This is a genomic window from Methylophilus sp. QUAN (assembly GCF_015354445.1).
Taxonomy (GTDB): Bacteria; Pseudomonadota; Gammaproteobacteria; order Burkholderiales; family Methylophilaceae; genus Methylophilus.
Window position 1 is genome coordinate 462,855 of sequence record NZ_JADKYT010000001.1, and the last position, 19,939, is coordinate 482,793.

The window sequence follows — 19,939 nt, forward strand, 5'->3', positions numbered from 1 at the left end:
TTTACGGTGGATGTCGTCCACAACTGCGCGTCTTGCGTTGTATGGCAATCATCTCGTGCGCAACCTTAACTAGTCAATTTTAAAGAGATTGTTTTGAAAGCTCCCATTTCCTTATCGCAGCGTGTGTATGAGCTATTGAGCTCCATGCGCTTTGCTGTGAGCCTGTTGACACTGTTGGGTGTGGCTTCGATTATTGGTACTGTGCTCAAACAAAATGAGCCTTATACCAATTACATCGTCAAGTTTGGCCAGTTCTGGTTTGAGCTGTTTGAAATGCTGGGCTTGCTGGATGTTTACCACGCGGCCTGGTTTTTACTCATCCTGCTGTTTCTGGTGGTGTCGACAACCTTGTGCGTGATTCGTAATGCGCCGCTCATGGTTAAAGAGTGGCAGGTATATAAAGAGCACGCCACTGAAAAATCGCTGCGTTTGTTTGGTCATCAGGTCAGTTTGGCGACAACTCAGCCAGCTGCGGCATTACAAACGCAATTAAGCGACTTTTTAAGCACGGAACGTTATACCTTTAAAACCCGCCAGCAAGACAATGGCGATGTGTTAATCGCCGCCAAGCTGGGCACGCACCAGCGCCTGGGCTATATCTTTACCCATGTGGCAATTGTCGTGATCTGTTTTGGCGGTTTGCTGGACGGTAACCTGCCATTCAAAGTGCAGGAGTTGCTCGGTTGGAAAAAAATCGAGACGCGTGATATTTCTTCACGCAAGGTGCCCGCAGAAAGCCGCCTGGGTGTCGATAACCTGTCGTTCCGTGCCAATATGACCTTGCCTGAAGGCGAGCGCGATAATGTGGCGTTTGTGCGTGTGCGTGATGGTTATCTGGTGCAGGATTTGCCATTTACAGTGGCGCTCAAGGATTTTCGCATTGAGCATTACGCGACCGGCATGCCAAAGTCGTTTGAGAGCGATATCGTCATCACCGATCCTGAGTTGGCTAAGCCGATCGAAGCGACGATACGCGTCAACCATCCTTATACCTATAAAGGCATTGCCATTTACCAGTCCGACTTTCAGGATGGTGGCTCAGAACTCAAATTCAAATTATGGGACTTGGCCGCCAGCAACCAGGATGGCTTTGATGTCGATGGCGTCGTCTCGCAGAAAGGCTCACTGGGCGACGGTGCACAAAAGATGACAGTGGAATTTAACGAGTTCCGCCAGTTTAATATTTTGAATTTGTCTGCCGACGGCAAAGGCAAACCGCATAATGTAGGCCCCAACACCACTTTGAAGCTGCGTAACGCCAGCGGTCAGGCACGCGAGTACATGAGCTATATGCAGCCACTGCAACTGGATGGTCGTTCTTACTTTGTCTCTGGTATGCGCGAAACCGTGCAGGATGAGTTCAAATATTTGCGGATTCCGGCGGATGATGCGCTGGAAATCAACGGCTTTATGCATTTGCGCCAAACCTTGCGTAATGAGCAGGCGATCCGTGATATTGCCAGCCAGGTGGCCAAGCAAATGCCGGGCGATAATGCGCCTTTAAAAGCACAGTTTGAGCAAAGCCTGCAACATTTGCTGGTGACATTCAAACAGGGCGGGTACAGTGAGTTATCGCGTATTATTGAAAGTGCTGTTCCGAAAGACCAGCGTGAGCAGGCTGCGCAAACGTATTTGAAGCTGTTGAACCGCGCCGCGCTGCAAGGCTACCAGATGAGCCGTGCCCAGCGCCAGTTGCCACCGGCACCTGAAACCCAGGAAACGGCAATGTTTATTCAGGATAGCCTGAATGCTATGAATGACTTGTTCTTTTATGGCACGCCGTATTATTTCCAGCTCAAGAATTACACGTTGAAACAGGCCAGTGGCTTCCAGTTGACACGTTCACCTGGCCAGAACTGGGTATATTTTGGCTCAGTGATGTTGGTGCTGGGTATTTTTGCCATGTTCTATATCAAGGAACGTCGCCTGTGGTTATTGATCAAACCTGCACAGCAAGAAGTATTGCTGGCAATGTCGTCTAACCGTAAAAATATGGATCTGGATCAGGACTTTGCGCGTGTGCAGCAGCAATTGACAGCGTTGCTGCAAGCGACGGCCTGACGGAATGAAGAGGGGAATGCGATGAGTACATTATCAGTGAAGCCAACATCGTTTTGGCAATCATTAAGCAAGTTTGACTGGATTTACGCCGTGCTGTTGCTGGCGGGCGGGATTTTCTCTTACCAGCGTTATGCAGGCTTTATGGATATCTATGAAGTCAGCTTTCTGTTTGGTGCGGTCGCCTTGTTCAGTTACCTGGGCTGGCGCTGGTCAGCGATTGCACGGCTGGTGCTCGGTGTGGCCGTATTGAGTTTAATCGGCGTCTATAGCTACCACGGTGACCTGGCGAATGGTGGTCAGCGCTTTCTACTGAAATTTTTACTGGCTAGCCAATCCGCGGTCATGTGGATGAATGTGCTGTTTGTGCTGGCCATGCTGACCTATTGGCTGGCGCTGTTCCAGAAATCGGCGTTTACGGCAAAAGTGGCGTCTGCACTGACATGGGCTGCGACTCTGTTCGGTTTTGTTGGTCTCATGGTGCGCTGGTATGAGTCTTACCTGATTGCGCCGGACGTCGGTCATATCCCGATCAGCAACCTGTATGAAGTCTTTATCCTGTTTTGCCTGATCACGTCTTTGCTGTATTTACATTACGAAAAACTGTTCAATACACGCCAGTTAGGCGGCTTTGTGCTGGTGGTGATTAATGCCGCGGTGGGTTTTATCCTCTGGTATACCTTTGACCGTCATGCCAATGAGATTCAACCGTTGGTGCCTGCTTTGCAAAGCTACTGGATGAAGATACACGTGCCAGCTAACTTTATTGGTTACGGCGCATTCTCACTGGCGGCCATGGTGGCCGGTGCTTACCTGCTGGCAAAGCATGGTGTGCTGGCTAGCCGCCTGCCTGCACCGCACGTGCTAGATGATTTGATGTACAAGGCGATTGCGGTTGGTTTTGCATTCTTTACTATTGCCACCATTCTGGGCGCGATGTGGGCAGCCGAAGCCTGGGGTGGTTACTGGTCATGGGATCCTAAAGAAACCTGGGCGCTGATTGTGTGGTTGAACTACGCCGCCTGGTTGCATTTGCGCTTAATGAAGGGCCTGCGAGGCACTGTGTTGGCCTGGTGGGCGCTGGTTGGTTTGTTGGTCACGACCTTTGCCTTCCTTGGTGTGAATATGTTTCTCAGTGGCCTGCACTCCTACGGCACGCTCTAACCTTTGATTGACGCTTAATGACGGGCGGATGCAGATGCATCTGCCCGTTTTATTTTGTTTTTCCTGAATTCTTCTATCGAACAATATTAACAATTATTAATTAATGTTAATATTGTCTGGGTCGGCATCGTATGAATGCTGATGCCGGCAAGGTAATACTTCTTACAATGATTCGGTAACAGGAGGATTCAAAATGAAAAAGCAATTAGGATTTAGCTTGATTGAATTGGCCATCGTGCTGGTGATTGCAGGGTTGTTACTCGCGGGCGTCATGCGAGGGCAGGAATTGATTGCCAATGCCAAGGTGAAAAGTCTGGCCAGTGATTTCAGAAACATACCCACTTATTTTTATGGCTATCAGGATCGGTTTCGCGTGTTACCTGGTGACGACCATGCAGCAGCTACACATGTCGCAGGCACCAATGCCAGCACCAATGGTCAAGTGCAGAATGGCTTGATACAAGGTGGCTGGAACTCGACGACCGATACGGACGAGTCATTTTTGTTGTGGCAGCACTTGCGGCTGGCGGGATTGGCAACTGGTACGACTGATATTACTAACCCGATGCAATATGTGCCGCACAATAGCGAGGGCGGTCAGCTGGGTGTAACTAGTGTTGCGGCGCTGGCGGCCGTCACTGCGGGCACCTTTAATACCGCACATGCCATGTGTTCAGATGCTATTCTGGGGCGCTACGCGCTGCAACTTGATACCATGCTGGATGATGGCGCAGGCAATACCGGCGTCATGCGCATACTGGTGAATGGGACGCCGGGTAGTGGGGAGGCGGCTCCTGCGGCGGCGACTCCTTACTTAGTCTGCATGAGTTTTTAGTGTAGAATACAACATAAATTTGTAACAAAAGGCCTGGATTTTCAGGCTTTTTGTTTTATGTCGGATACATTCAACGTTTGAGACACATTCTGTTTTAGAATGGTAGCCGTTTTAGATCACCCACTTCCTATGGCAAACGCAATTGTAGAAATTCAAGACCTGTCTTTCGGGTATAAAGGCCGCTTGTTGCATAAAGGCATCAATATGACCTTTCCTAAAGGCAAGGTAGTGGCCATTATGGGCGGCAGCGGCAGTGGCAAGACCACCTTGCTGCGCCTGATTGGCGGCCAGCTCAAGCCCACCAAAGGCCAGGTCCAGGTGGGTGGCGAAGTGGTGCATCAGCAGGACCGTGAAGGCATTTACCGCTTGCGCCGCAAAATGGGCATGTTGTTTCAACACGGTGCCTTGTTCACGGATTTGTCCGTGTTTGAAAATGTGGCTTTCCCGATGCGAGAGCATACCAATTTACCTGAAAGCATGATTCGCGACCTGGTGTTGCTCAAGTTGAACGCCGTTGGTTTGCGTGGCGCACACGCCTTGATGCCGACCGAGCTTTCTGGTGGTATGGCGAGACGTGTCGCCCTGGCACGCGCGATTGCGCTGGATCCCAGCATTATCATGTATGACGAGCCGTTCGCCGGTTTAGACCCGATTTCAATGGCGGTGATTTGTGATTTGATCCGCAGCCTGAATGACGCGTTGGGTGCTACTTCAATTATCGTGACGCACGATGTGGAAGAGACCTTCCAGTTTGCTGATTATGTTTATTTCGTTGCAGATGGTGTCGTGGCTGCTGAGGGCACGCCAGACGATTTGCGCAATTCCGAATTACCGTTTGTGCACCAGTTTGTGCATGGTGAAAAAGATGGCCCGGTGCCATTCCATTATGCGGCGCCTGAATATCACGCCAGTTTGTTAAGAGGTGCGCGTTAATGGTATTGCATAAATTGAAGCGCCTGTTCAGTAAGCTGGGCGCAGGCTGTATCAATAAAGTCTGGCGACTGGGTGCCGGTGGTCGTTTGTTCTGGCTGACCCTGATTTCATCTGGTGAAAGCTTCCGTCGCTTTAGATTAACCATCCGTGAAGTGTATTTCACTGGCGTACTGTCGCTGATTATTATTCTGGTTTCTGCTTTCTTCGTCGGCATGGTGCTGGCGTTGCAGGGCTATCATACTTTGCAGAAATACGGATCGTCGGAAGCCATTGGTGTGCTGGTGGCGCTGGCACTAGTCCGCGAGCTTGGCCCAGTCGTGACCGCACTGCTGTTCGCAGGACGCGCCGGGACGGCGATTACCGCAGAAATCGGCTTGATGAAGGCGACCGAGCAGTTGTCTGCCATGGAGATGATGGCTGTGAGCCCGATTGCGCGCGTGATTGCGCCACGCTTTTGGGCGGGTGTGATTGCTATGCCTGTGCTGGCGACCTTATTTTCCATGGTGGGTATTCTGGGTGGTTACCTGGTGGCTGTGCCTTTAATCGGGGTCGATGCTGGCGCGTTCTGGTCGCAAATGCAGGCCAACGTTGATTGGGAATTTGATATTTTGAATGGTGTATTCAAAAGTGTAGTGTTTGGCGTGGCCTGTACCATGATTGCCTTGTTTGAAGGCTATGACGCGCCGCCAACAGCGGAAGGCGTGAGCCGTGCCACGACCAGGACAGTCGTGACTTCATCACTGGCCGTATTGGGGCTGGATTTTATATTAACGTCGTTCATGATCGCGGTTTAGCATCAGGGCGTACGGGTTACTCGCGGGGAATAAACAATGGAAAGAACAACAATTGATTTGTGGGTGGGCATTTTTGTTGCGCTCGGATTTGCAGCCTTACTTGGCCTGGCTATGAAAGTGGGTAATCTGACCACCAGCAGTATCGGCCAAACGTATCTGGTGACTGCGAACTTTGAGAATATTGGTGGCCTGAAACCACGTGCGCCAGTGAAAAGTGCTGGCGTGGTCGTGGGTCGCGTGAGTGAAATTGTGTTTGATCCGAAAACTTATGAGGCCGTCGTGAGTCTGAACATCGACACGCGCTACAACTTCCCTAAAGATACGTTTGCCAATATCTACACGGCTGGTCTGTTAGGTGAGCAATATATCGGCCTGGAAGCAGGTGGTGACGAGGTTAACCTCAAAAACGGCGACAAGATTTCACAAACTCAGGATGCGGTGGTGCTGGAAAAACTGATTAGCCAGTTCCTGTATAGCAAGGCGACTGAAAGTGATGATAAACCTGGTAAAACAGCAGCTACATCAACCGAATCTGGGGTTGATGCGTTAGATGCCAGTCCATTGGACAAAATTGGTAAGTAATTCAATCAATTGATAAAGGGAACACAATGAAAAAGTGGTGGATGGCAGTTGCCATGTGGCTGTTAAGCGGTGTGGCAATGGCTGGCATGACGCCGGATCAACTGGTGAAAAAAACTGCGGATGATGTGATTGAAGTCATTAAGAATGACAAAGACATCCAGGCCGGTAACCAGCAAAAGATTTTTGCCCTGGCAGAAGAAAAAATCCTGCCTAACTTTGACTTTGAAAAAGTGTCGCGTTTAGTGTTGGGTAAAAACTGGACCAATGCGACACCAGAGCAGAAAACCGCTTTCCAGGCTGAGTTCAAGACCTTGTTGTTGCGTACATACGCCACCGCATTGTCCAAATATAAAAATCAGACCATCGAGTACAAGCCTTTCCGTATGGAAGCGGGTGCTGAGTCTGCAACGGTGAAAACGGCCATCCAGCAACCTGGCGGCGATCCGATCAGTGTGGATTACAGCTTGGGCAAAAAAGCAGATGACTGGAAAGTGTTTGATATCGTGATTGAGGGTGTGAGTCTGGTCACCAATTACCGTAGCCAGTTTGCGCAGGAAATCCGCCAGAATGGTCTGGATAGCCTGACCAAGAAACTGGCCGATAAAAACAAGGCGGCTACCGGTAAGTAATTACCCGGACGGCACTCAGGCATTTTTGGAGAATTTTGTGGCGCAAATTACGCAACAGGAAAACACTTTGCAGTTCAGTGGTAACTTGCTGATTACCAATATCAGCGAAACCGTGAACCAGTTGCAAACCTTGCGTCTTGAATCTCCGTTAACCCTGGATTTTTCCAAGGTGAATGAGGTAGATACTGTTGCTGTGAGTTTGATTCTCGAAATCCAGCGGCAGTTGCATCATCAGCATACCGAAGCCAGTGCAGTATCGGTGATTGGGGTGCCGGATAATCTGCGAAGTCTGATGCAACTTTACGGTGTCGACGGATTCTTGTTGAATTAGTTGAAAATCAAGTCTAACAGCCCCAGCTCTGACGAGGTGGGGTTTCGTTTTTTGTGGGATAGCGAAAGGTCATACGTGGCTGCAGCCATTGAAATTTCAGGCATTACCAAACGCTTTGGCGAGTTCGAAGCGTTGCGAGGGGTCGATTTGCGTATTGAGCAAGGCGAATTTTTTGCCTTGCTGGGCCCGAATGGCGCGGGCAAGTCGACCTTGATTAACCTGCTGGCGGGTTTGTTGCAACCCACCAGCGGCAACATACGTATCATGGGTCATGATGTGCAGACTGACTATCAGCGTGCGCGTAGCGCCTTGGGTGTGGTGCCGCAAGAACTGGTGTTTGACCCGTTTTTTAATGTACGTGAGATGTTGCGTTTCCAGGCCGGCTATTTTGGCCGTGGTCCTGAAAATGACGCCTGGGTCGATGAAGTGATTGAAGGACTGGGCCTGACGGATAAAGCGCATACCAATATGCGTAAACTGTCTGGTGGCATGAAGCGCCGGGCGTTGATAGCTCAAGCTTTGGCGCATAAGCCGCCGGTGATTGTGCTCGATGAGCCGACGGCCGGCGTGGATGTTGAGTTACGACAAATGCTGTGGGCATTTATCCAGAAGCTCAATCAGCAAGGGCACACCATTATTTTGACCACGCATTATCTGGAAGAGGCTGAAACTCTCTGTGAGCGTGTAGCCATGATGAAGCAGGGCCGGATCGTCGCGCTGGATACCACGCGTGCTTTGCTCAAGAGCCATGCCGCCAAGCAGCTTTCCTTGCGTCTGGCGGGTGCGTTGCCAACGCAGTTGCAATCTTTGCTCAAGCAGCAGAATGGAGACGAAGTCGTGTTGGCATTATCCGAGTTGTCGCAGGTGGAAATGGTCTTAAGCGTCTTGCGTGAAGCCAATGTGGCCATCCAGGATATGCAATTGCAGGAGGCGGATTTGGAAGATGTCTTTTTGAATCTGGTCGGCAACCAGAAAGGGGCGCAAGCGTGAAATGGCTGAATCCTTTCTTCTGGCTGGATGATAAAGTCAGTCCGCGCTGGCGCGGGGTCTATACGCTGTTCAAGAAAGAGCTGCTGCGCTTTTGGCGTGTGGCGTTTCAGACCATTGCGTCACCTATCCTGACCGCCTTGTTATACCTGCTGATTTTTTCGCACGTGCTGGAGTCGCACGTCAAAGTCTACGATCAGGTCAGTTATACCGCTTTTCTGGTGCCTGGCCTGATGATGATGTCTTTGCTGCAAAATGCCTTTGCCAATAGCTCATCCAGCCTGATCCAGTCCAAGGTGATGGGTAATATTGTCTTTTTACTGCTGACGCCGATTAATACGCTGGAGTTCTTTGCTGCGTTTCTGGCCGCATCCATGATTCGTGGTTTGCTGGTTGGTTTGAGCATTTACCTGGTGGCCTTGTGTTTTGTCAGTGTGCCCACCGTGTATCCCGGCTGGATTATCGCGTTTGCCTTACTGGGCAGCGCGTTGCTGGGGACGTTTGGCATCATTGCTGGTATCTGGGCGGATAAGTTTGACCAGATGGCGGCTTTCCAGAACTTTGTCATCATGCCGCTGACCTTTTTGTCCGGCGTGTTTTACTCGATTCACTCCTTGCCGCCGTTCTGGCAAGCTGTGTCGCAATTGAATCCGTTTTTCTACATGATAGACGGCTTCCGTTACGGCTTCTTTGGCCATGGTGATGTCTCGCCCTGGCTCAGCCTCGCAGTTGTTGGCAGCTTCTTGCTGGCATTGGCGTGGCTATGCCTAAAGATGTTAAAATCCGGTTATAAATTACGCAGTTAGCGGATAAGTGCAGGAAACAGCTTCCTGCCTCGTCCCTCTGTATTTTGTTGAATAAGTGAGGTTTTGTGTTAACAGCAGCGCAACTTGAAGCATACATCCGCAGCGGACTGGAATGCGATTACCTGAAAGTGAATGGCGATGATGGCACCCATTTTGATGCGGTGATTGTCAGCCCGGCCTTTGAAGGTAAACGCATGGTCCAGCAGCATCAATTGGTCTACGCAGCATTGGGTGACCGCATGCGTGCCGAGATTCACGCGTTGTCTATGCAAACCTATACCCCAACGCAATGGCAGCAACAGCAAGCCTAGCGTTTTAATGAATATTTTTGGAGTCAGTCAACATGGATGCACAAGCACAAATTAAAGACACGGTTAGCAATAACAAAGTGGTGTTGTATATGAAAGGTAGCCCGAAATTCCCACAATGTGGTTTTTCCAGCGTGGCTGCGCAAATTCTGAGCGCCTGTGGCGCCGAGTATGTGGCGATTGACGTGTTGCAAGACATGGATATCCGCGAAGGTATCAAGCAGTACGCTAACTGGCCAACGATTCCGCAACTGTATGTGGGTGGCGAGTTTATCGGTGGGGCTGACATTATGCGCAGCATGTATCAAAGCGGTGAATTGCAAGAACTGTTGGCGAAAGCATAATTTTGGACAAACTGATTATTGAAGGTGGCGTGCCACTGCATGGCGAAGTCGTCGTGTCTGGCGCAAAAAATGCCGCGTTGCCGATTTTATGTGCCGGGTTGCTGGCCGAAACGCCCTTTACCTTAACCGGTGTGCCTGAGTTGCGTGACGTCGCGTCTACGCTCAAGCTGCTGGATACTATGGGGGTGAAGGTGAGCAAAGACGGCGACCAGGTCACGCTGGATGCTAGCGACGTCGCTTCATTTGAAGCAACCTATGAAATGGTGAAAACCATGCGCGCCTCCATTCTGGTGTTGGGCCCGTTGCTCGCCCGTTTTGGCACGGCGCGTGTTTCTCTGCCGGGCGGCTGTGCCATCGGCTCGCGCCCGGTGGATTTGCACATTAAGGGTCTGCAAGCCATGGGCGCTGCCATGCATATCACGCATGGCTATATTCAGGCCAGTACTTTGCACCTGCCAAACCGCCGTTTGCAAGGTGCTAAATACTACATGGATATGGTCACTGTCACCGGTACTGAGAACCTGATGATGGCGGCTGCGCTGGCGCAGGGCACCACGGTGTTGGAGAATGCGGCCAAGGAGCCAGAAGTCGTTGACCTGGCAGAGTGTCTGAATAAAATGGGCGCCAAAATCACTGGTGCGGGTACTGATACCATTACCATTGAGGGCGTGGAGCGCCTGACTGGCGCACAACATCATATAGTGTGTGATCGGATTGAAGCGGGCACCTATATGGTGGCGGCGGCCATGACCGGTGGCGAAGTTACCTTGAAAAATGCCCGTGCTGACTTGCTGGAAGCAGTGATTGAAAAGCTGCGCGAGGCCGGAGCGACCATCAGCCATGATAGCAATAGTATTACCGTCAAAAGCACAGGCAAGTTGAAAGCCGTTAATGTGCGTACCGCACCGCATCCGGCTTTTCCTACCGATATGCAGGCGCAGTTTATGGCCATGAATACGGTGGCTGAAGGCGTGTGTACGGTAATCGAAACCATTTTTGAAAACCGCTTTATGCATGTGCAAGAGTTGCAGCGCATGGGCGCCAATATTGATGTACAGGGCAATACTGCCATGGTGCAAGGCGTGTCTGCGCTGGAAGGTGCCAATGTCATGGCGACCGACTTACGTGCCTCGGCTGGCTTGGTATTGGCTGGCTTGGTGGCAGATGGCGAAACGGTGATTGACCGTATTTATCATCTGGACCGTGGTTACGAAAAGCTGGAAGAAAAACTGAATCAACTGGGCGCCAAAGTGCGCAGATCGAACTAATCATGATTACTATTGCACTCAGCAAAGGGCGCATTTTTGAGGAAACGACGCCGTTGTTGGCGGCGGCTGGCATACATGCGTTGGAGGATCCAGAATCTTCCCGCAAGCTGATTTTGCCAACCAATCGCGCAGATGTGCGTCTGATTATTGTACGTGCAACCGATGTACCCACTTATGTGCAATATGGCGCGGCAGATTTGGGCATTGCGGGTAAGGATGTGCTGGATGAGCATGGCGGTGAAGGCTTGTACCAGCCGCTGGACCTCAATATTGCCAAGTGCAAAATGATGGTGGCTGTGCGTGAAGACTTTGACTATGAGGCTAGCATCCGCCAGGGCGCACGCCTGAAAGTGGTCACCAAGTATGTGAAAACCGCGCGCGAACATTTTGCCGCCAAAGGCATGCATGTGGACTTGATCAAGCTGTATGGTTCGATGGAGCTGGGGCCGCTAGTTGGTTTGGCAGATGCCATTGTCGACTTGGTCAGCACGGGTGGCACCTTGCGTGCCAACAAACTCAAAGCGGTTGAAGATGTAGGCGCGATTAGCTCGCGCCTGGTGGTCAATCAGGCTTCTTACAAAGTAAATCGCCCGCTGTTGCAACCGATTATTGACAGTTTTGCTAGTGCTATTCAAAAAGATTAGCCGCTATTCGAAAAGACTCATTGATAGAAAATATGCAGATTAAACGTTTAAATACACGTGATGCCGGTTTTGATGCTGAATTGAAAGCGCTGTTAGCTTTTGAAACCGCGCAGGATGACAATATCGACCAGGTGGTTGCCAATATCCTCAAGGATGTGAAGGCCCGTGGCGATGCGGCGGTACTCGAATACACCAATCGTTTTGATAAAACCAACGCCACCAGTCTGGCGGTGTTAGAAATCCCGCAAGCGGAATTGCATGCGGCCTTAAATGGCTTGCCAGCCGCGCAGCGTGAGGCCTTGCAGGCTGCGGCTGACCGTGTGCGTAGTTATCACGAGAAGCAAGTGATGCAATCCTGGCAATACACAGAAGCCGACGGTACCTTACTGGGCCAGCAAGTAACGGCCTTGGACCGTGTCGGTCTGTATGTGCCAGGTGGCAAAGCCGCCTACCCATCCTCGGTGCTGATGAATGCGATCCCGGCCAAAGTGGCTGGCGTGCAGGAATTGGTGATGGTGGTGCCGACGCCTAATGGTGAGAAGAACCCATTGGTATTGGCCGCTGCTGCTGTGTGTGGTGTGGACCGCGTATTTTGCATTGGTGGCGCGCAAGCAGTGGGCGCCTTGGCTTACGGCACCGAAACCGTGCCGCAGGTAGATAAAATTGTCGGCCCAGGCAATGCGTATGTAGCCGCAGCCAAGCGCCGGGTGTTTGGCGTGGTTGGCATTGATATGGTGGCTGGCCCGTCAGAAATTCTGGTCATCAGTGATGGCCAGAGCAATCCAGACTGGACAGCAATGGACTTGTTCAGCCAGGCCGAGCACGATGAGCTGGCGCAAGCGATCTTATTGTCACCGAGTGCTGAGTTTCTTGACCAGGTGCAGGCGAGTATTGAACGCCAGGTTGGCGAAATGCCACGTCAGGACATTATCCGTACTTCATTGCAAAACCGTGGCGCCTTGATTCAGGTAAAGGATTTGGCTGAAGCGGCTGAGATTTGTAACTTCATCGCTCCTGAGCACCTGGAGTTATCGATGGATGATGCCTTGGCATTCAGCAAACACATCAAACACGCCGGGGCGATTTTTATGGGTCGAGATACCTGTGAGGCGCTGGGTGATTATTGTGCCGGGCCTAACCACGTATTACCGACCTCGCGTACTGCGCGTTTCAGTTCGCCGCTGGGTGTGTATGACTTCCAGAAGCGTTCCAGCCTGATTATGGTGTCATCTGCCGGGGCGCAAACGCTGGGCAAGATCGCCGCCACCCTGGCGTATGGCGAAGGCCTGCAGGCACACGCCCGCAGCGCTGAATACCGTTTGAAATAACTGGCTGAATTTAAGAGTGATGTCATGAGTCAATATTGGAGTAAGCTGGTACACAGCCTGACCCCTTATGTGCCGGGTGAGCAGCCGAAGCTGCAAAACCTGGTCAAGCTGAATACCAATGAGAACCCTTATGGGCCTAGCCCGAAAGTGATTGCCGCGTTGCAGGCAGAAGCAGCTGACAGCTTGCGTTTGTACCCGGATCCGGACTCCAGCCGCCTGAAAGCAGCAATTGCCGAATATCATGGTTTGCAAACCAATCAAGTGTTTGTCGGTAATGGCTCGGACGAAGTGCTGGCACATGTTTTTCAGGCCTTGCTCAAGCACGATCAGCCACTGCTTTACCCAGATATTACTTATAGTTTTTACCCGGTTTATTGCGGTCTTTACGGCATTGCGTTTGAAACGGTGCCATTGAACGCGCAATTTGAGATTGCGATTGATGATTATTTGCGTCCCAATGGCGGTATTATTTTCCCGAATCCTAATGCGCCGACAGGCATTCCGGTGGCGTTGAGTGAAATAGAGCGTTTATTAAAAGCCAACACGCAATCCGTCGTGGTGATTGATGAAGCCTATGTTGACTTCGGTACGGAGTCGGCAGTGTCGTTGGTCAATCAATATCCCAATGTGCTGGTCACGCATACTTATTCAAAATCGCGTTCGTTGGCCGGTTTGCGCGTGGGCTATGCTGTCGGTGATGCAGCGTTGATTGAAGCCCTGATTCGTGTGAAAGACAGTTTTAACTCTTACCCGATTGACCGCTTTGCAGAAGCAGGCGCCATAGCCGCCCTACAAGACGAAGCCTATTTTCAGCAAACCCGTCAGCAAGTGATTGCATCGCGTGATCAGTTGGTACTGGATTTGCAAGGTCTGGGCTTTGAAGTGCTGCCCTCTGGCGCCAACTTTATTTTTGCGCGCCATCCGAAATATGCGGGCGAGCAATTGGCCGCCAGTTTACGTGCACAGGCGGTGATTGTGCGTCACTTCAAAAAACCGGCGCGTATTGCCGACTTTTTGCGCATTACGATAGGCAATCCTGCTCAAAATCAGGCCTTGATGCAGGCATTGCGTACCTTTCTGTCGGCTTGATGTCGCTAAAATCAAAGTATTTGCCGTAATTTGCCCGCTAATGTGCTGCAAATGATTACATTGTGGCGTAAAAAAAATCGTCGCAATATTGTCATTTTTTTGAAAATGCGGTTATGATGCACGCTATTGTACATAATGTGCAGTGAGGGTTGCGTTTGCATAATTGCTGCGCATTGATTCATTGGATTTAAAATAGAGCAAACTCGGAGGAAGAAAAATGGCACAAACCCAGATGGCATTGGACTCATTAGATTTCGACGCAACGATCGCCTTGGCAGCTAAAGTAGCGCCATACGTTGATATTTTGGAAATCGGTACACCTTGCATCAAGCATAACGGTATCGAATTGTTGAAAGCATTGCGTTCAAAATTCCCTAACAACAAGATTCTGGTTGACCTGAAAACCATGGATGCTGGCTTCTACGAAGCTGAGCCATTCTACAAAGCAGGTGCTGATATTTGTACCGTTTTGGGTACTGCAGATATCGGTACGATCAAAGGCGTGATCGACGCTGCCAACAAGTATGGCAAAGAAGCGCAAATCGACCTGATCAACGTTAAAGACAAAAAAGCCCGTACGCTGGAAGTGGTTAAACTGGGTGCACACATTATTGGTGTACACACTGGTTTGGACCAACAAGCGGCTGGTCAAACTCCATTTGCTGACCTGGGTCTGGTATCCGGTCTGAAAACAGGCGCTAAAGTGTCTGTGGCTGGTGGCGTTAAAGCTGCAACAACTAAACAAGTAGTGGACGCTGGTGCTGATATCGTTGTAGCTGGTGCTGCAATCTACGGTGCTGCTGATCCTGCTGCTGCTGCAACTGAAATCACTAAAATTGCTCACGGTGCTGGCACTGCGACTAAAGGTGGTAACAAATTGCTGCCATGGATCATTGCTGCTGTTGCTGCAGTATTGGTATTCTCCCTGTTGGGCAAAAAATCTGAAGAAGCTGCGCCTGCCGCTGAAGCACCAGCTGCTGAAGAAGTTGCTCCAGCCGACGCAGCACCTGCTGCTGAAGCGCCAGCTGCCGAAGAGGCTGCTCCAGCTGAAGCTGCACCTGCAGAAGCTGCACCAGCAACTGAAGAAGCTAAATAATCGACTGCTATCCTTACAGATCGCTTTCTGATTTAAAAAAAGCAGCCCATGCGGGCTGCTTTTTTGTTTTTGATAACAGCTTTTTGCCAGTGTGGCAGGACTTGCTGTAAAATGAACGCAATATTTGCAAACTCTCTGTGATCACCTTTCCTCTCTTATATGTCACGTCAAGCTGAAGTCACGCGTAATACGCTAGAAACACAAATTACTGTCTCGATTAACCTCGATGGCACCGGTCAATCCGAGTTGCACAGTGGTTTGGGCTTTTTGGACCATATGCTGGATCAAGTTGCCCGTCATGGTATGGTTGATTTGAAAGTGCACGCCAAAGGTGATTTGCATATTGATGGCCACCACACGGTAGAAGATATCGGCATTACGCTGGGCCAGGCCTTTGCCAAAGCGCTGGGCGATAAAAAAGGCTTGACCCGCTATGGCCACAGCTATGTGCCACTGGATGAGGCTTTGAGCCGTGTCGCACTAGACTTGTCTGGCCGTCCAGGGCTGGCGTTTGATTGCACCTTTACGCGTGCCATGATCGGTGAGTTTGATGTCGATCTGTTCCATGAATTTTTCCAGGGCTTTGTCAATCATGCCCTGGTGACGCTGCATATCGATAACCTCAAAGGTCATAATGCCCATCACCAGGCTGAGACCATATTCAAAGCTTTTGGTCGTGCGCTGCGTATGGCCGCGACCCCTGATCCACGTATGGCTGGATTAATGCCATCAACCAAGGGTGCGTTATAACGCCTGATTGCTTATCATGAGTCGCTTGCAAGTTGCCATTGTTGATTATGGCATGGGTAATTTAAGATCGGTGGCCAACGCTTTTAAAGCGGTGGCCCCTTCCATTTCTGTCGCCGTCACCAGCGATCCTGAGCAGATTGCACAGGCTGAGCGCGTGGTGTTTCCTGGTCAGGGCGCGATGCCAGATTGTATCCGTGAGCTCGATGCGCGTCACTTACGTCAGGCCGTCGTTGATGCCACACAGCAAAAGCCATTTCTGGGTATTTGCATCGGTTTGCAAATGCTGTTTGAGCATTCTGAAGAAGGGGATGTACCTGGCCTGGGTGTCTACCAAGGTGAGGTAAAGCGCTTTCCTGCAGACAAAATGCATGATGAGCAGGGCGCCAAGCTGAAAGTGCCGCATATGGGCTGGAGCCAGGTGCATCAAACGCAGGCACACGCACTGTGGTCAGAGATTCCGGATCTGGCACGTTTCTATTATGTGCACAGTTATTATGTCGCGCCAGAAGAAGCTGCGTTAACTGCTGCGACAACGGCTTATCCGTTTGATTATACGGGAGCGATTGCCCGCGATAACGTATTTGCTGTGCAGTTTCACCCGGAAAAGAGCGCTAATGCAGGCTTGCAACTTTTGCGTAATTTTGTAAACTGGAAACCCTAAACGGATTTTCAGTCGTTTTAGTCACTACTCGTTATTTATCTATTGAAAACAACATGTTAATTATTCCAGCAATTGATTTAAAAGATGGCCACTGCGTCCGTTTGAAGCAGGGCCTGATGGAAGAGTCCACAGTATTTTCCGAAGACCCGGGCGCCATGGCCAGACATTGGGTAGATAAAGGCGGTAAACGTTTGCACCTGGTGGATTTGAACGGCGCGTTTGCCGGAAAACCTGTCAACGAAGATGCCATCAAGTCGATTGTCGCGGCAGTAGGTGGCGATATTCCTATCCAGTTGGGTGGTGGTATTCGTGACCTCGACACCATTGAGCGTTACTTGGATGATGGCATCAGCTACGTCATTATCGGCACAGCCGCGGTGAAGAACCCAGGTTTCTTGCACGAAGCCTGCTACGCTTTCCCTGGCCAGATCATGGTCGGGCTGGATGCCAAAGATGGCAAAGTGGCCGTCGATGGCTGGTCGAAACTGACAGGGCATGACGTGATTGACCTGGCGAAGAAGTTTGAAGACTACGGTGTCGAAAGCATTGTTTATACGGATATTGGCCGTGATGGCATGTTGACTGGTGTCAACATTGAAGCCACTGTTGCCTTGGCGCAGGCATTGACCATTCCTGTGATTGCCAGCGGCGGCGTGACTAACCTGGATGATGTGCGCAAACTATGTGCGGTGCAGGATGAAGGCATTATCGGCAGCATTACCGGCCGCGCCATTTATGAAGGCACGCTGGATTTTGCGGCGGCACAACAGCTGGCTGATGAGCTGAGCGGTCGATAATGGGCTGTGCCAAACGCATTATTCCTTGCCTGGATGTTACCGATGGCCGCGTGGTCAAAGGGGTGAACTTCCTTGAATTGCGCGATGCCGGGGATCCGGTTGAAATCGCGCAGCGCTACAATGATCAAGGGGCAGATGAGCTGACTTTCCTTGATATTACCGCCAGTTCTGATAACCGCGACCTGATCTTGCATATTATCGAGCGTGTTGCCGAGCAGATATTTATCCCGCTGACGGTTGGTGGTGGCGTGCGTAAGGTGGAAGATGTTCGCAGGTTGTTGAATGCGGGTGCGGATAAAGTCAGCATCAATACCACGGCAGTGCTTAATCCGCAGGTGGTTGAAGATGCGGCCAGTCGCTTTGGTTCGCAATGTATTGTGGTGGCGATTGATGCCAAAAAAGTCGATAACCAGCCGTTTGAGTGGGAAGTGTTTACCCACGGTGGCCGTAACCCCACTGGCCTCGATGCCGTGAAATGGGCGCAGAAGATGGTGAGTTTGGGCGCTGGCGAGTTGCTGGTGACCAGCATGGATCGTGATGGTACCAAAATTGGTTTCAATAACCCGCTGAATAAAGCCATTAGCGAAGCAGTGGATGTGCCGCTGATTGCCTCGGGCGGCGTCGGTAATTTGCAGCACCTGGTAGATGGCGTGACCTTGGGTGGCGCTGATGCCGTGTTGGCAGCGAGTATTTTTCACTATGGTGAATTCACGGTGCAACAGGCCAAAGACTATATGCGTGAACACGGGCTGGAAGTAAGATGAGCTGGCTAGATCAAGTCGCCTGGACTGCGGATGGCCTGGTGCCTGTGATTGCGCAGGAAAAAGACACCGGCAAAATTTTGATGTTTGCCTGGATGAACCGTGAGGCGTTACAACTGACGCGCGATACCGGGCATGCCGTGTATTTCTCACGTTCCCGCAACAAGTTATGGCACAAGGGCGAAGAGTCTGGCCATACACAAATCGTGCATGATATCCGCCTCGATTGCGACGACGACGTTGTTTTAATTACCGTCGAACAACTAGGTGGCATTGCCTGTCATACCGGTCGACACAATTGCTTTTTTCAGCAGTTGCAAGACGATGCCTGGGTCACGGTAGAGCCGGTCATCAAAGATCCGAAAGCGATTTACCATGAGTGATGTATTAAATCGACTGTCCGAGTTGATGGAGCAGCGTAAAGCGGCCGATCCGTCTTCTTCTTATGTGGCCAAACTCTATGCCAAAGGCATGGACAGCATCCTGAAAAAAATTGGTGAAGAAGCCACTGAAACCGTGATTGCAGCTAAAGGCGGCAAAGCGGATGAGATTATTTATGAAACGGCCGATTTGTGGTTTCATACCTTGGTGATGTTGAGTCACGCCGGGCTGAGTGCGCAGGATGTGCTGGACGAACTGGCGAGGCGTGAAGGCTTGTCAGGCATTGCCGAGAAAGCGAGTAGAACAGAATGAGTGCGGATTGTATTTTTTGCAAAATCGCTGCTGGCACTATTCCGTCTAAAATGCTGTACGAGGACGAAGATGTCATCGTGTTTCATGATATTCGTCCTTTGGCAAAAACACATTTTCTGATTGTGCCTAAAGCACACATCGAAACACTCAAAGACTGTACCGTAGCGCATCAGTCGCTGTTGGGGAAGATGATGTTGTTAGCGGCCAAGTTGGCTGCTGAACAAGGTCTGGTTGGCTATAAAACCATGATGAATGTGGGTCGCGAAGGCGGGCAGGAAGTGTTTCATATTCATCTACACGTGTTTGGCGGCGGTGCGGTTGCTTAGTATCGCCAGACAAGATAAAGGAGATTATCATGGGTTCATTTAGTTTGTGGCATTGGCTGATTGTGTTGCTGATTGTGGTGCTGGTATTTGGTACCAAGAAATTGCGCAATATTGGCGGCGATGTTGGCGGTGCAGTGAATGAATTTAAAAAAGCGGTCAATGAAGGCAAGGCCGAGTCCAAGCCTGAAGAGTTGTCTGACAAAAACAAATAAGTGCTGACGCATTGTGTTTGATATTTCATTCTCAGAATTGCTAGTCATTGCTCTGGTTGCCCTGGTGGTGATCGGGCCGGAAAAATTACCAAAAGTCGCCCGCACTGCGGGCGCTTTTTTTGGTCGCTTGCAACGTTTTGTCACGCAGGTGAAAGACGAAGTGAATCGCGAAACGCGTTTTGCCGAACTGCAAACGCTGCAACAGGAAGTGCAGTCCGGCTTGCGGCAGGGCTATGGTGAAATTGAGCAAAGTATTTTGCCTGGCCCAGTGCCGGAGGCTATGCCTGCGATCATCGAAGCTGAAGTTGTTGCGGTAAAAAAGCCACGTAAACCACGTGTGCGCAAGGCAGCCCTGCCCGTGACGGAGAGCACTGCGCAAACCGATGAGTCCCCTTTGGTGAGTACTGATCCGCAAGCGCAATTGTTTGCGGTGCCTGTCGATGAGAACAAGAAAGTACGCCGTGCGCGCAAGACTGTTAAAAAAGACGATGACGTCGTGCGTGCGGCGGAACAAAAGCCGCTTGCTTAAGCCTTTCCGGATTG

26 protein-coding genes are annotated in these 19,939 nt (G+C 50.7%); all 26 read left to right on the forward strand.

The window, feature by feature from the left end; translation table 11 throughout:
• The first annotated feature begins 144 nt into the window (after window positions 1-144).
• The 26 genes from INP79_RS02120 to tatB all read left to right on the forward strand — a co-directional run bounded on the left by INP79_RS02120 (window position 145) and on the right by tatB (window position 19,925).
• On the forward strand, window positions 145-2,061 hold the full coding sequence (locus tag INP79_RS02120) for a cytochrome c biogenesis protein ResB (RefSeq protein WP_194753818.1): 1,917 nt from the start codon (window positions 145-147) through the stop codon (window positions 2,059-2,061).
• A 21-nt stretch (window positions 2,062-2,082) separates the two neighbouring features.
• The gene (gene ccsB / locus INP79_RS02125) at window positions 2,083-3,222 is read left to right on the forward strand and encodes a c-type cytochrome biogenesis protein CcsB (protein WP_194752757.1); all 1,140 of its coding nucleotides are present in this window, start codon (window positions 2,083-2,085) and stop codon (window positions 3,220-3,222) included.
• A gap of 193 nt (window positions 3,223-3,415) precedes the next feature.
• Window positions 3,416-4,057: a type II secretion system protein gene (locus tag INP79_RS02130; RefSeq protein WP_194752758.1), complete on the forward strand. Its 642-nt coding sequence runs from the start codon at window positions 3,416-3,418 to the stop codon at window positions 4,055-4,057.
• 129 nt (window positions 4,058-4,186) lie between these two features.
• Window positions 4,187-4,990: an ABC transporter ATP-binding protein gene (locus tag INP79_RS02135; RefSeq protein WP_194740326.1), complete on the forward strand. Its 804-nt coding sequence runs from the start codon at window positions 4,187-4,189 to the stop codon at window positions 4,988-4,990.
• On the forward strand, window positions 4,990-5,784 hold the full coding sequence (gene mlaE / locus INP79_RS02140; RefSeq protein ID WP_194752759.1) for a lipid asymmetry maintenance ABC transporter permease subunit MlaE: 795 nt from the start codon (window positions 4,990-4,992) through the stop codon (window positions 5,782-5,784). The genes INP79_RS02135 and mlaE overlap by 1 nt, the downstream gene beginning before the upstream one ends.
• A gap of 36 nt (window positions 5,785-5,820) precedes the next feature.
• Window positions 5,821-6,366 (forward strand): outer membrane lipid asymmetry maintenance protein MlaD, encoded by a 546-nt coding sequence (mlaD, locus tag INP79_RS02145; protein ID WP_194740328.1) that lies wholly within the window; start codon window positions 5,821-5,823, stop codon window positions 6,364-6,366.
• A gap of 26 nt (window positions 6,367-6,392) precedes the next feature.
• Window positions 6,393-6,995: a phospholipid-binding protein MlaC gene (locus INP79_RS02150; RefSeq protein ID WP_194752760.1), complete on the forward strand. Its 603-nt coding sequence runs from the start codon at window positions 6,393-6,395 to the stop codon at window positions 6,993-6,995.
• 37 nt (window positions 6,996-7,032) lie between these two features.
• Window positions 7,033-7,326: a lipid asymmetry maintenance protein MlaB gene (locus INP79_RS02155; protein ID WP_370583210.1), complete on the forward strand. Its 294-nt coding sequence runs from the start codon at window positions 7,033-7,035 to the stop codon at window positions 7,324-7,326.
• A 75-nt stretch (window positions 7,327-7,401) separates the two neighbouring features.
• Window positions 7,402-8,316 carry an ABC transporter ATP-binding protein gene (locus INP79_RS02160; protein WP_194752762.1) on the forward strand — a complete coding sequence of 305 codons (915 nt, stop codon included), beginning with the start codon at window positions 7,402-7,404 and terminating at the stop codon, window positions 8,314-8,316.
• On the forward strand, window positions 8,313-9,119 hold the full coding sequence (locus INP79_RS02165; protein WP_194752763.1) for an ABC transporter permease: 807 nt from the start codon (window positions 8,313-8,315) through the stop codon (window positions 9,117-9,119). The genes INP79_RS02160 and INP79_RS02165 overlap by 4 nt, the downstream gene beginning before the upstream one ends.
• A 65-nt stretch (window positions 9,120-9,184) precedes the next feature.
• Window positions 9,185-9,430: a BolA family protein gene (locus INP79_RS02170; protein WP_024930457.1), complete on the forward strand. Its 246-nt coding sequence runs from the start codon at window positions 9,185-9,187 to the stop codon at window positions 9,428-9,430.
• Between the two features lie 32 nt (window positions 9,431-9,462).
• Window positions 9,463-9,771, forward strand: coding sequence for a Grx4 family monothiol glutaredoxin (gene grxD / locus INP79_RS02175; RefSeq protein ID WP_194752764.1), 309 nt, complete (start codon window positions 9,463-9,465; stop codon window positions 9,769-9,771).
• Window positions 9,772-9,773: 2 nt separating this feature from the next.
• Window positions 9,774-11,039 carry a UDP-N-acetylglucosamine 1-carboxyvinyltransferase gene (murA, locus tag INP79_RS02180; RefSeq protein ID WP_194752765.1) on the forward strand — a complete coding sequence of 422 codons (1,266 nt, stop codon included), beginning with the start codon at window positions 9,774-9,776 and terminating at the stop codon, window positions 11,037-11,039.
• A 2-nt stretch (window positions 11,040-11,041) separates the two neighbouring features.
• Complete coding sequence (gene hisG, locus INP79_RS02185; RefSeq protein ID WP_194752766.1) at window positions 11,042-11,683, forward strand: ATP phosphoribosyltransferase; 642 nt, start codon at window positions 11,042-11,044, stop codon at window positions 11,681-11,683.
• A 32-nt stretch (window positions 11,684-11,715) separates the two neighbouring features.
• Window positions 11,716-13,011, forward strand: a complete 1,296-nt coding sequence (hisD, locus tag INP79_RS02190; protein WP_194752767.1) for a histidinol dehydrogenase — start codon at window positions 11,716-11,718, stop codon at window positions 13,009-13,011.
• Between the two features lie 24 nt (window positions 13,012-13,035).
• Window positions 13,036-14,100 (forward strand): histidinol-phosphate transaminase, encoded by a 1,065-nt coding sequence (gene hisC, locus INP79_RS02195; RefSeq protein WP_194752768.1) that lies wholly within the window; start codon window positions 13,036-13,038, stop codon window positions 14,098-14,100.
• Between the two features lie 217 nt (window positions 14,101-14,317).
• Complete coding sequence (hxlA, locus tag INP79_RS02200) at window positions 14,318-15,196, forward strand: 3-hexulose-6-phosphate synthase (protein WP_194740338.1); 879 nt, start codon at window positions 14,318-14,320, stop codon at window positions 15,194-15,196.
• A 159-nt stretch (window positions 15,197-15,355) separates the two neighbouring features.
• Complete coding sequence (hisB, locus tag INP79_RS02205) at window positions 15,356-15,946, forward strand: imidazoleglycerol-phosphate dehydratase HisB (RefSeq protein WP_194740339.1); 591 nt, start codon at window positions 15,356-15,358, stop codon at window positions 15,944-15,946.
• 16 nt (window positions 15,947-15,962) lie between these two features.
• Entirely contained in the window at window positions 15,963-16,607 is a 645-nt protein-coding gene (hisH, locus tag INP79_RS02210; protein WP_194752769.1) for an imidazole glycerol phosphate synthase subunit HisH, read from the forward strand.
• 53 nt (window positions 16,608-16,660) lie between these two features.
• Window positions 16,661-17,404, forward strand: a complete 744-nt coding sequence (hisA, locus tag INP79_RS02215; protein ID WP_194752770.1) for a 1-(5-phosphoribosyl)-5-[(5-phosphoribosylamino)methylideneamino]imidazole-4-carboxamide isomerase — start codon at window positions 16,661-16,663, stop codon at window positions 17,402-17,404.
• Complete coding sequence (gene hisF, locus INP79_RS02220; protein WP_194752771.1) at window positions 17,404-18,168, forward strand: imidazole glycerol phosphate synthase subunit HisF; 765 nt, start codon at window positions 17,404-17,406, stop codon at window positions 18,166-18,168. Before hisA ends, hisF begins: the two co-directional genes overlap by 1 nt.
• Window positions 18,165-18,548 carry a phosphoribosyl-AMP cyclohydrolase gene (gene hisI / locus INP79_RS02225; protein WP_019881191.1) on the forward strand — a complete coding sequence of 128 codons (384 nt, stop codon included), beginning with the start codon at window positions 18,165-18,167 and terminating at the stop codon, window positions 18,546-18,548. Before hisF ends, hisI begins: the two co-directional genes overlap by 4 nt.
• The gene (locus tag INP79_RS02230; RefSeq protein ID WP_194740344.1) at window positions 18,541-18,858 is read left to right on the forward strand and encodes a phosphoribosyl-ATP diphosphatase; all 318 of its coding nucleotides are present in this window, start codon (window positions 18,541-18,543) and stop codon (window positions 18,856-18,858) included. The genes hisI and INP79_RS02230 overlap by 8 nt, the downstream gene beginning before the upstream one ends.
• Window positions 18,855-19,184: a histidine triad nucleotide-binding protein gene (locus INP79_RS02235; protein WP_194752772.1), complete on the forward strand. Its 330-nt coding sequence runs from the start codon at window positions 18,855-18,857 to the stop codon at window positions 19,182-19,184. The genes INP79_RS02230 and INP79_RS02235 overlap by 4 nt, the downstream gene beginning before the upstream one ends.
• A gap of 29 nt (window positions 19,185-19,213) precedes the next feature.
• Window positions 19,214-19,396, forward strand: a complete 183-nt coding sequence (gene tatA, locus INP79_RS02240; protein WP_019881194.1) for a Sec-independent protein translocase subunit TatA — start codon at window positions 19,214-19,216, stop codon at window positions 19,394-19,396.
• A gap of 13 nt (window positions 19,397-19,409) precedes the next feature.
• Window positions 19,410-19,925 carry a Sec-independent protein translocase protein TatB gene (gene tatB / locus INP79_RS15620; RefSeq protein WP_194752773.1) on the forward strand — a complete coding sequence of 172 codons (516 nt, stop codon included), beginning with the start codon at window positions 19,410-19,412 and terminating at the stop codon, window positions 19,923-19,925.
• The last annotated feature ends 14 nt before the right edge of the window (window positions 19,926-19,939 follow it).

Excerpts from the sequence above, each read along its gene's own strand:
- hisD (WP_194752767.1), top strand. The coding sequence starts at position 11,716 with ATGCAGATTAAACGTTTAAATACACGTGATGCCGGTTTTGATGCTGAA.
- INP79_RS02230 (WP_194740344.1), top strand. The coding sequence starts at position 18,541 with ATGAGTGATGTATTAAATCGACTGTCCGAGTTGATGGAGCAGCGTAAA.
- hisI (WP_019881191.1), top strand. The coding sequence starts at position 18,165 with ATGAGCTGGCTAGATCAAGTCGCCTGGACTGCGGATGGCCTGGTGCCT.
- hisC (WP_194752768.1), top strand. The coding sequence starts at position 13,036 with ATGAGTCAATATTGGAGTAAGCTGGTACACAGCCTGACCCCTTATGTG.
- INP79_RS02120 (WP_194753818.1), top strand. The coding sequence starts at position 145 with ATGCGCTTTGCTGTGAGCCTGTTGACACTGTTGGGTGTGGCTTCGATT.
- hxlA (WP_194740338.1), top strand. The coding sequence starts at position 14,318 with ATGGCACAAACCCAGATGGCATTGGACTCATTAGATTTCGACGCAACG.
- tatA (WP_019881194.1), top strand. The coding sequence starts at position 19,214 with ATGGGTTCATTTAGTTTGTGGCATTGGCTGATTGTGTTGCTGATTGTG.
- hisF (WP_194752771.1), top strand. The coding sequence starts at position 17,404 with ATGGGCTGTGCCAAACGCATTATTCCTTGCCTGGATGTTACCGATGGC.
- hisG (WP_194752766.1), top strand. The coding sequence starts at position 11,042 with ATGATTACTATTGCACTCAGCAAAGGGCGCATTTTTGAGGAAACGACG.
- INP79_RS02135 (WP_194740326.1), top strand. The coding sequence starts at position 4,187 with ATGGCAAACGCAATTGTAGAAATTCAAGACCTGTCTTTCGGGTATAAA.
- mlaE (WP_194752759.1), top strand. The coding sequence starts at position 4,990 with ATGGTATTGCATAAATTGAAGCGCCTGTTCAGTAAGCTGGGCGCAGGC.
- mlaD (WP_194740328.1), top strand. The coding sequence starts at position 5,821 with ATGGAAAGAACAACAATTGATTTGTGGGTGGGCATTTTTGTTGCGCTC.
- INP79_RS02150 (WP_194752760.1), top strand. The coding sequence starts at position 6,393 with ATGAAAAAGTGGTGGATGGCAGTTGCCATGTGGCTGTTAAGCGGTGTG.
- INP79_RS02130 (WP_194752758.1), top strand. The coding sequence starts at position 3,416 with ATGAAAAAGCAATTAGGATTTAGCTTGATTGAATTGGCCATCGTGCTG.
- hisB (WP_194740339.1), top strand. The coding sequence starts at position 15,356 with ATGTCACGTCAAGCTGAAGTCACGCGTAATACGCTAGAAACACAAATT.
- grxD (WP_194752764.1), top strand. The coding sequence starts at position 9,463 with ATGGATGCACAAGCACAAATTAAAGACACGGTTAGCAATAACAAAGTG.
- hisA (WP_194752770.1), top strand. The coding sequence starts at position 16,661 with ATGTTAATTATTCCAGCAATTGATTTAAAAGATGGCCACTGCGTCCGT.
- hisH (WP_194752769.1), top strand. The coding sequence starts at position 15,963 with ATGAGTCGCTTGCAAGTTGCCATTGTTGATTATGGCATGGGTAATTTA.
- ccsB (WP_194752757.1), top strand. The coding sequence starts at position 2,083 with ATGAGTACATTATCAGTGAAGCCAACATCGTTTTGGCAATCATTAAGC.
- INP79_RS02235 (WP_194752772.1), top strand. The coding sequence starts at position 18,855 with ATGAGTGCGGATTGTATTTTTTGCAAAATCGCTGCTGGCACTATTCCG.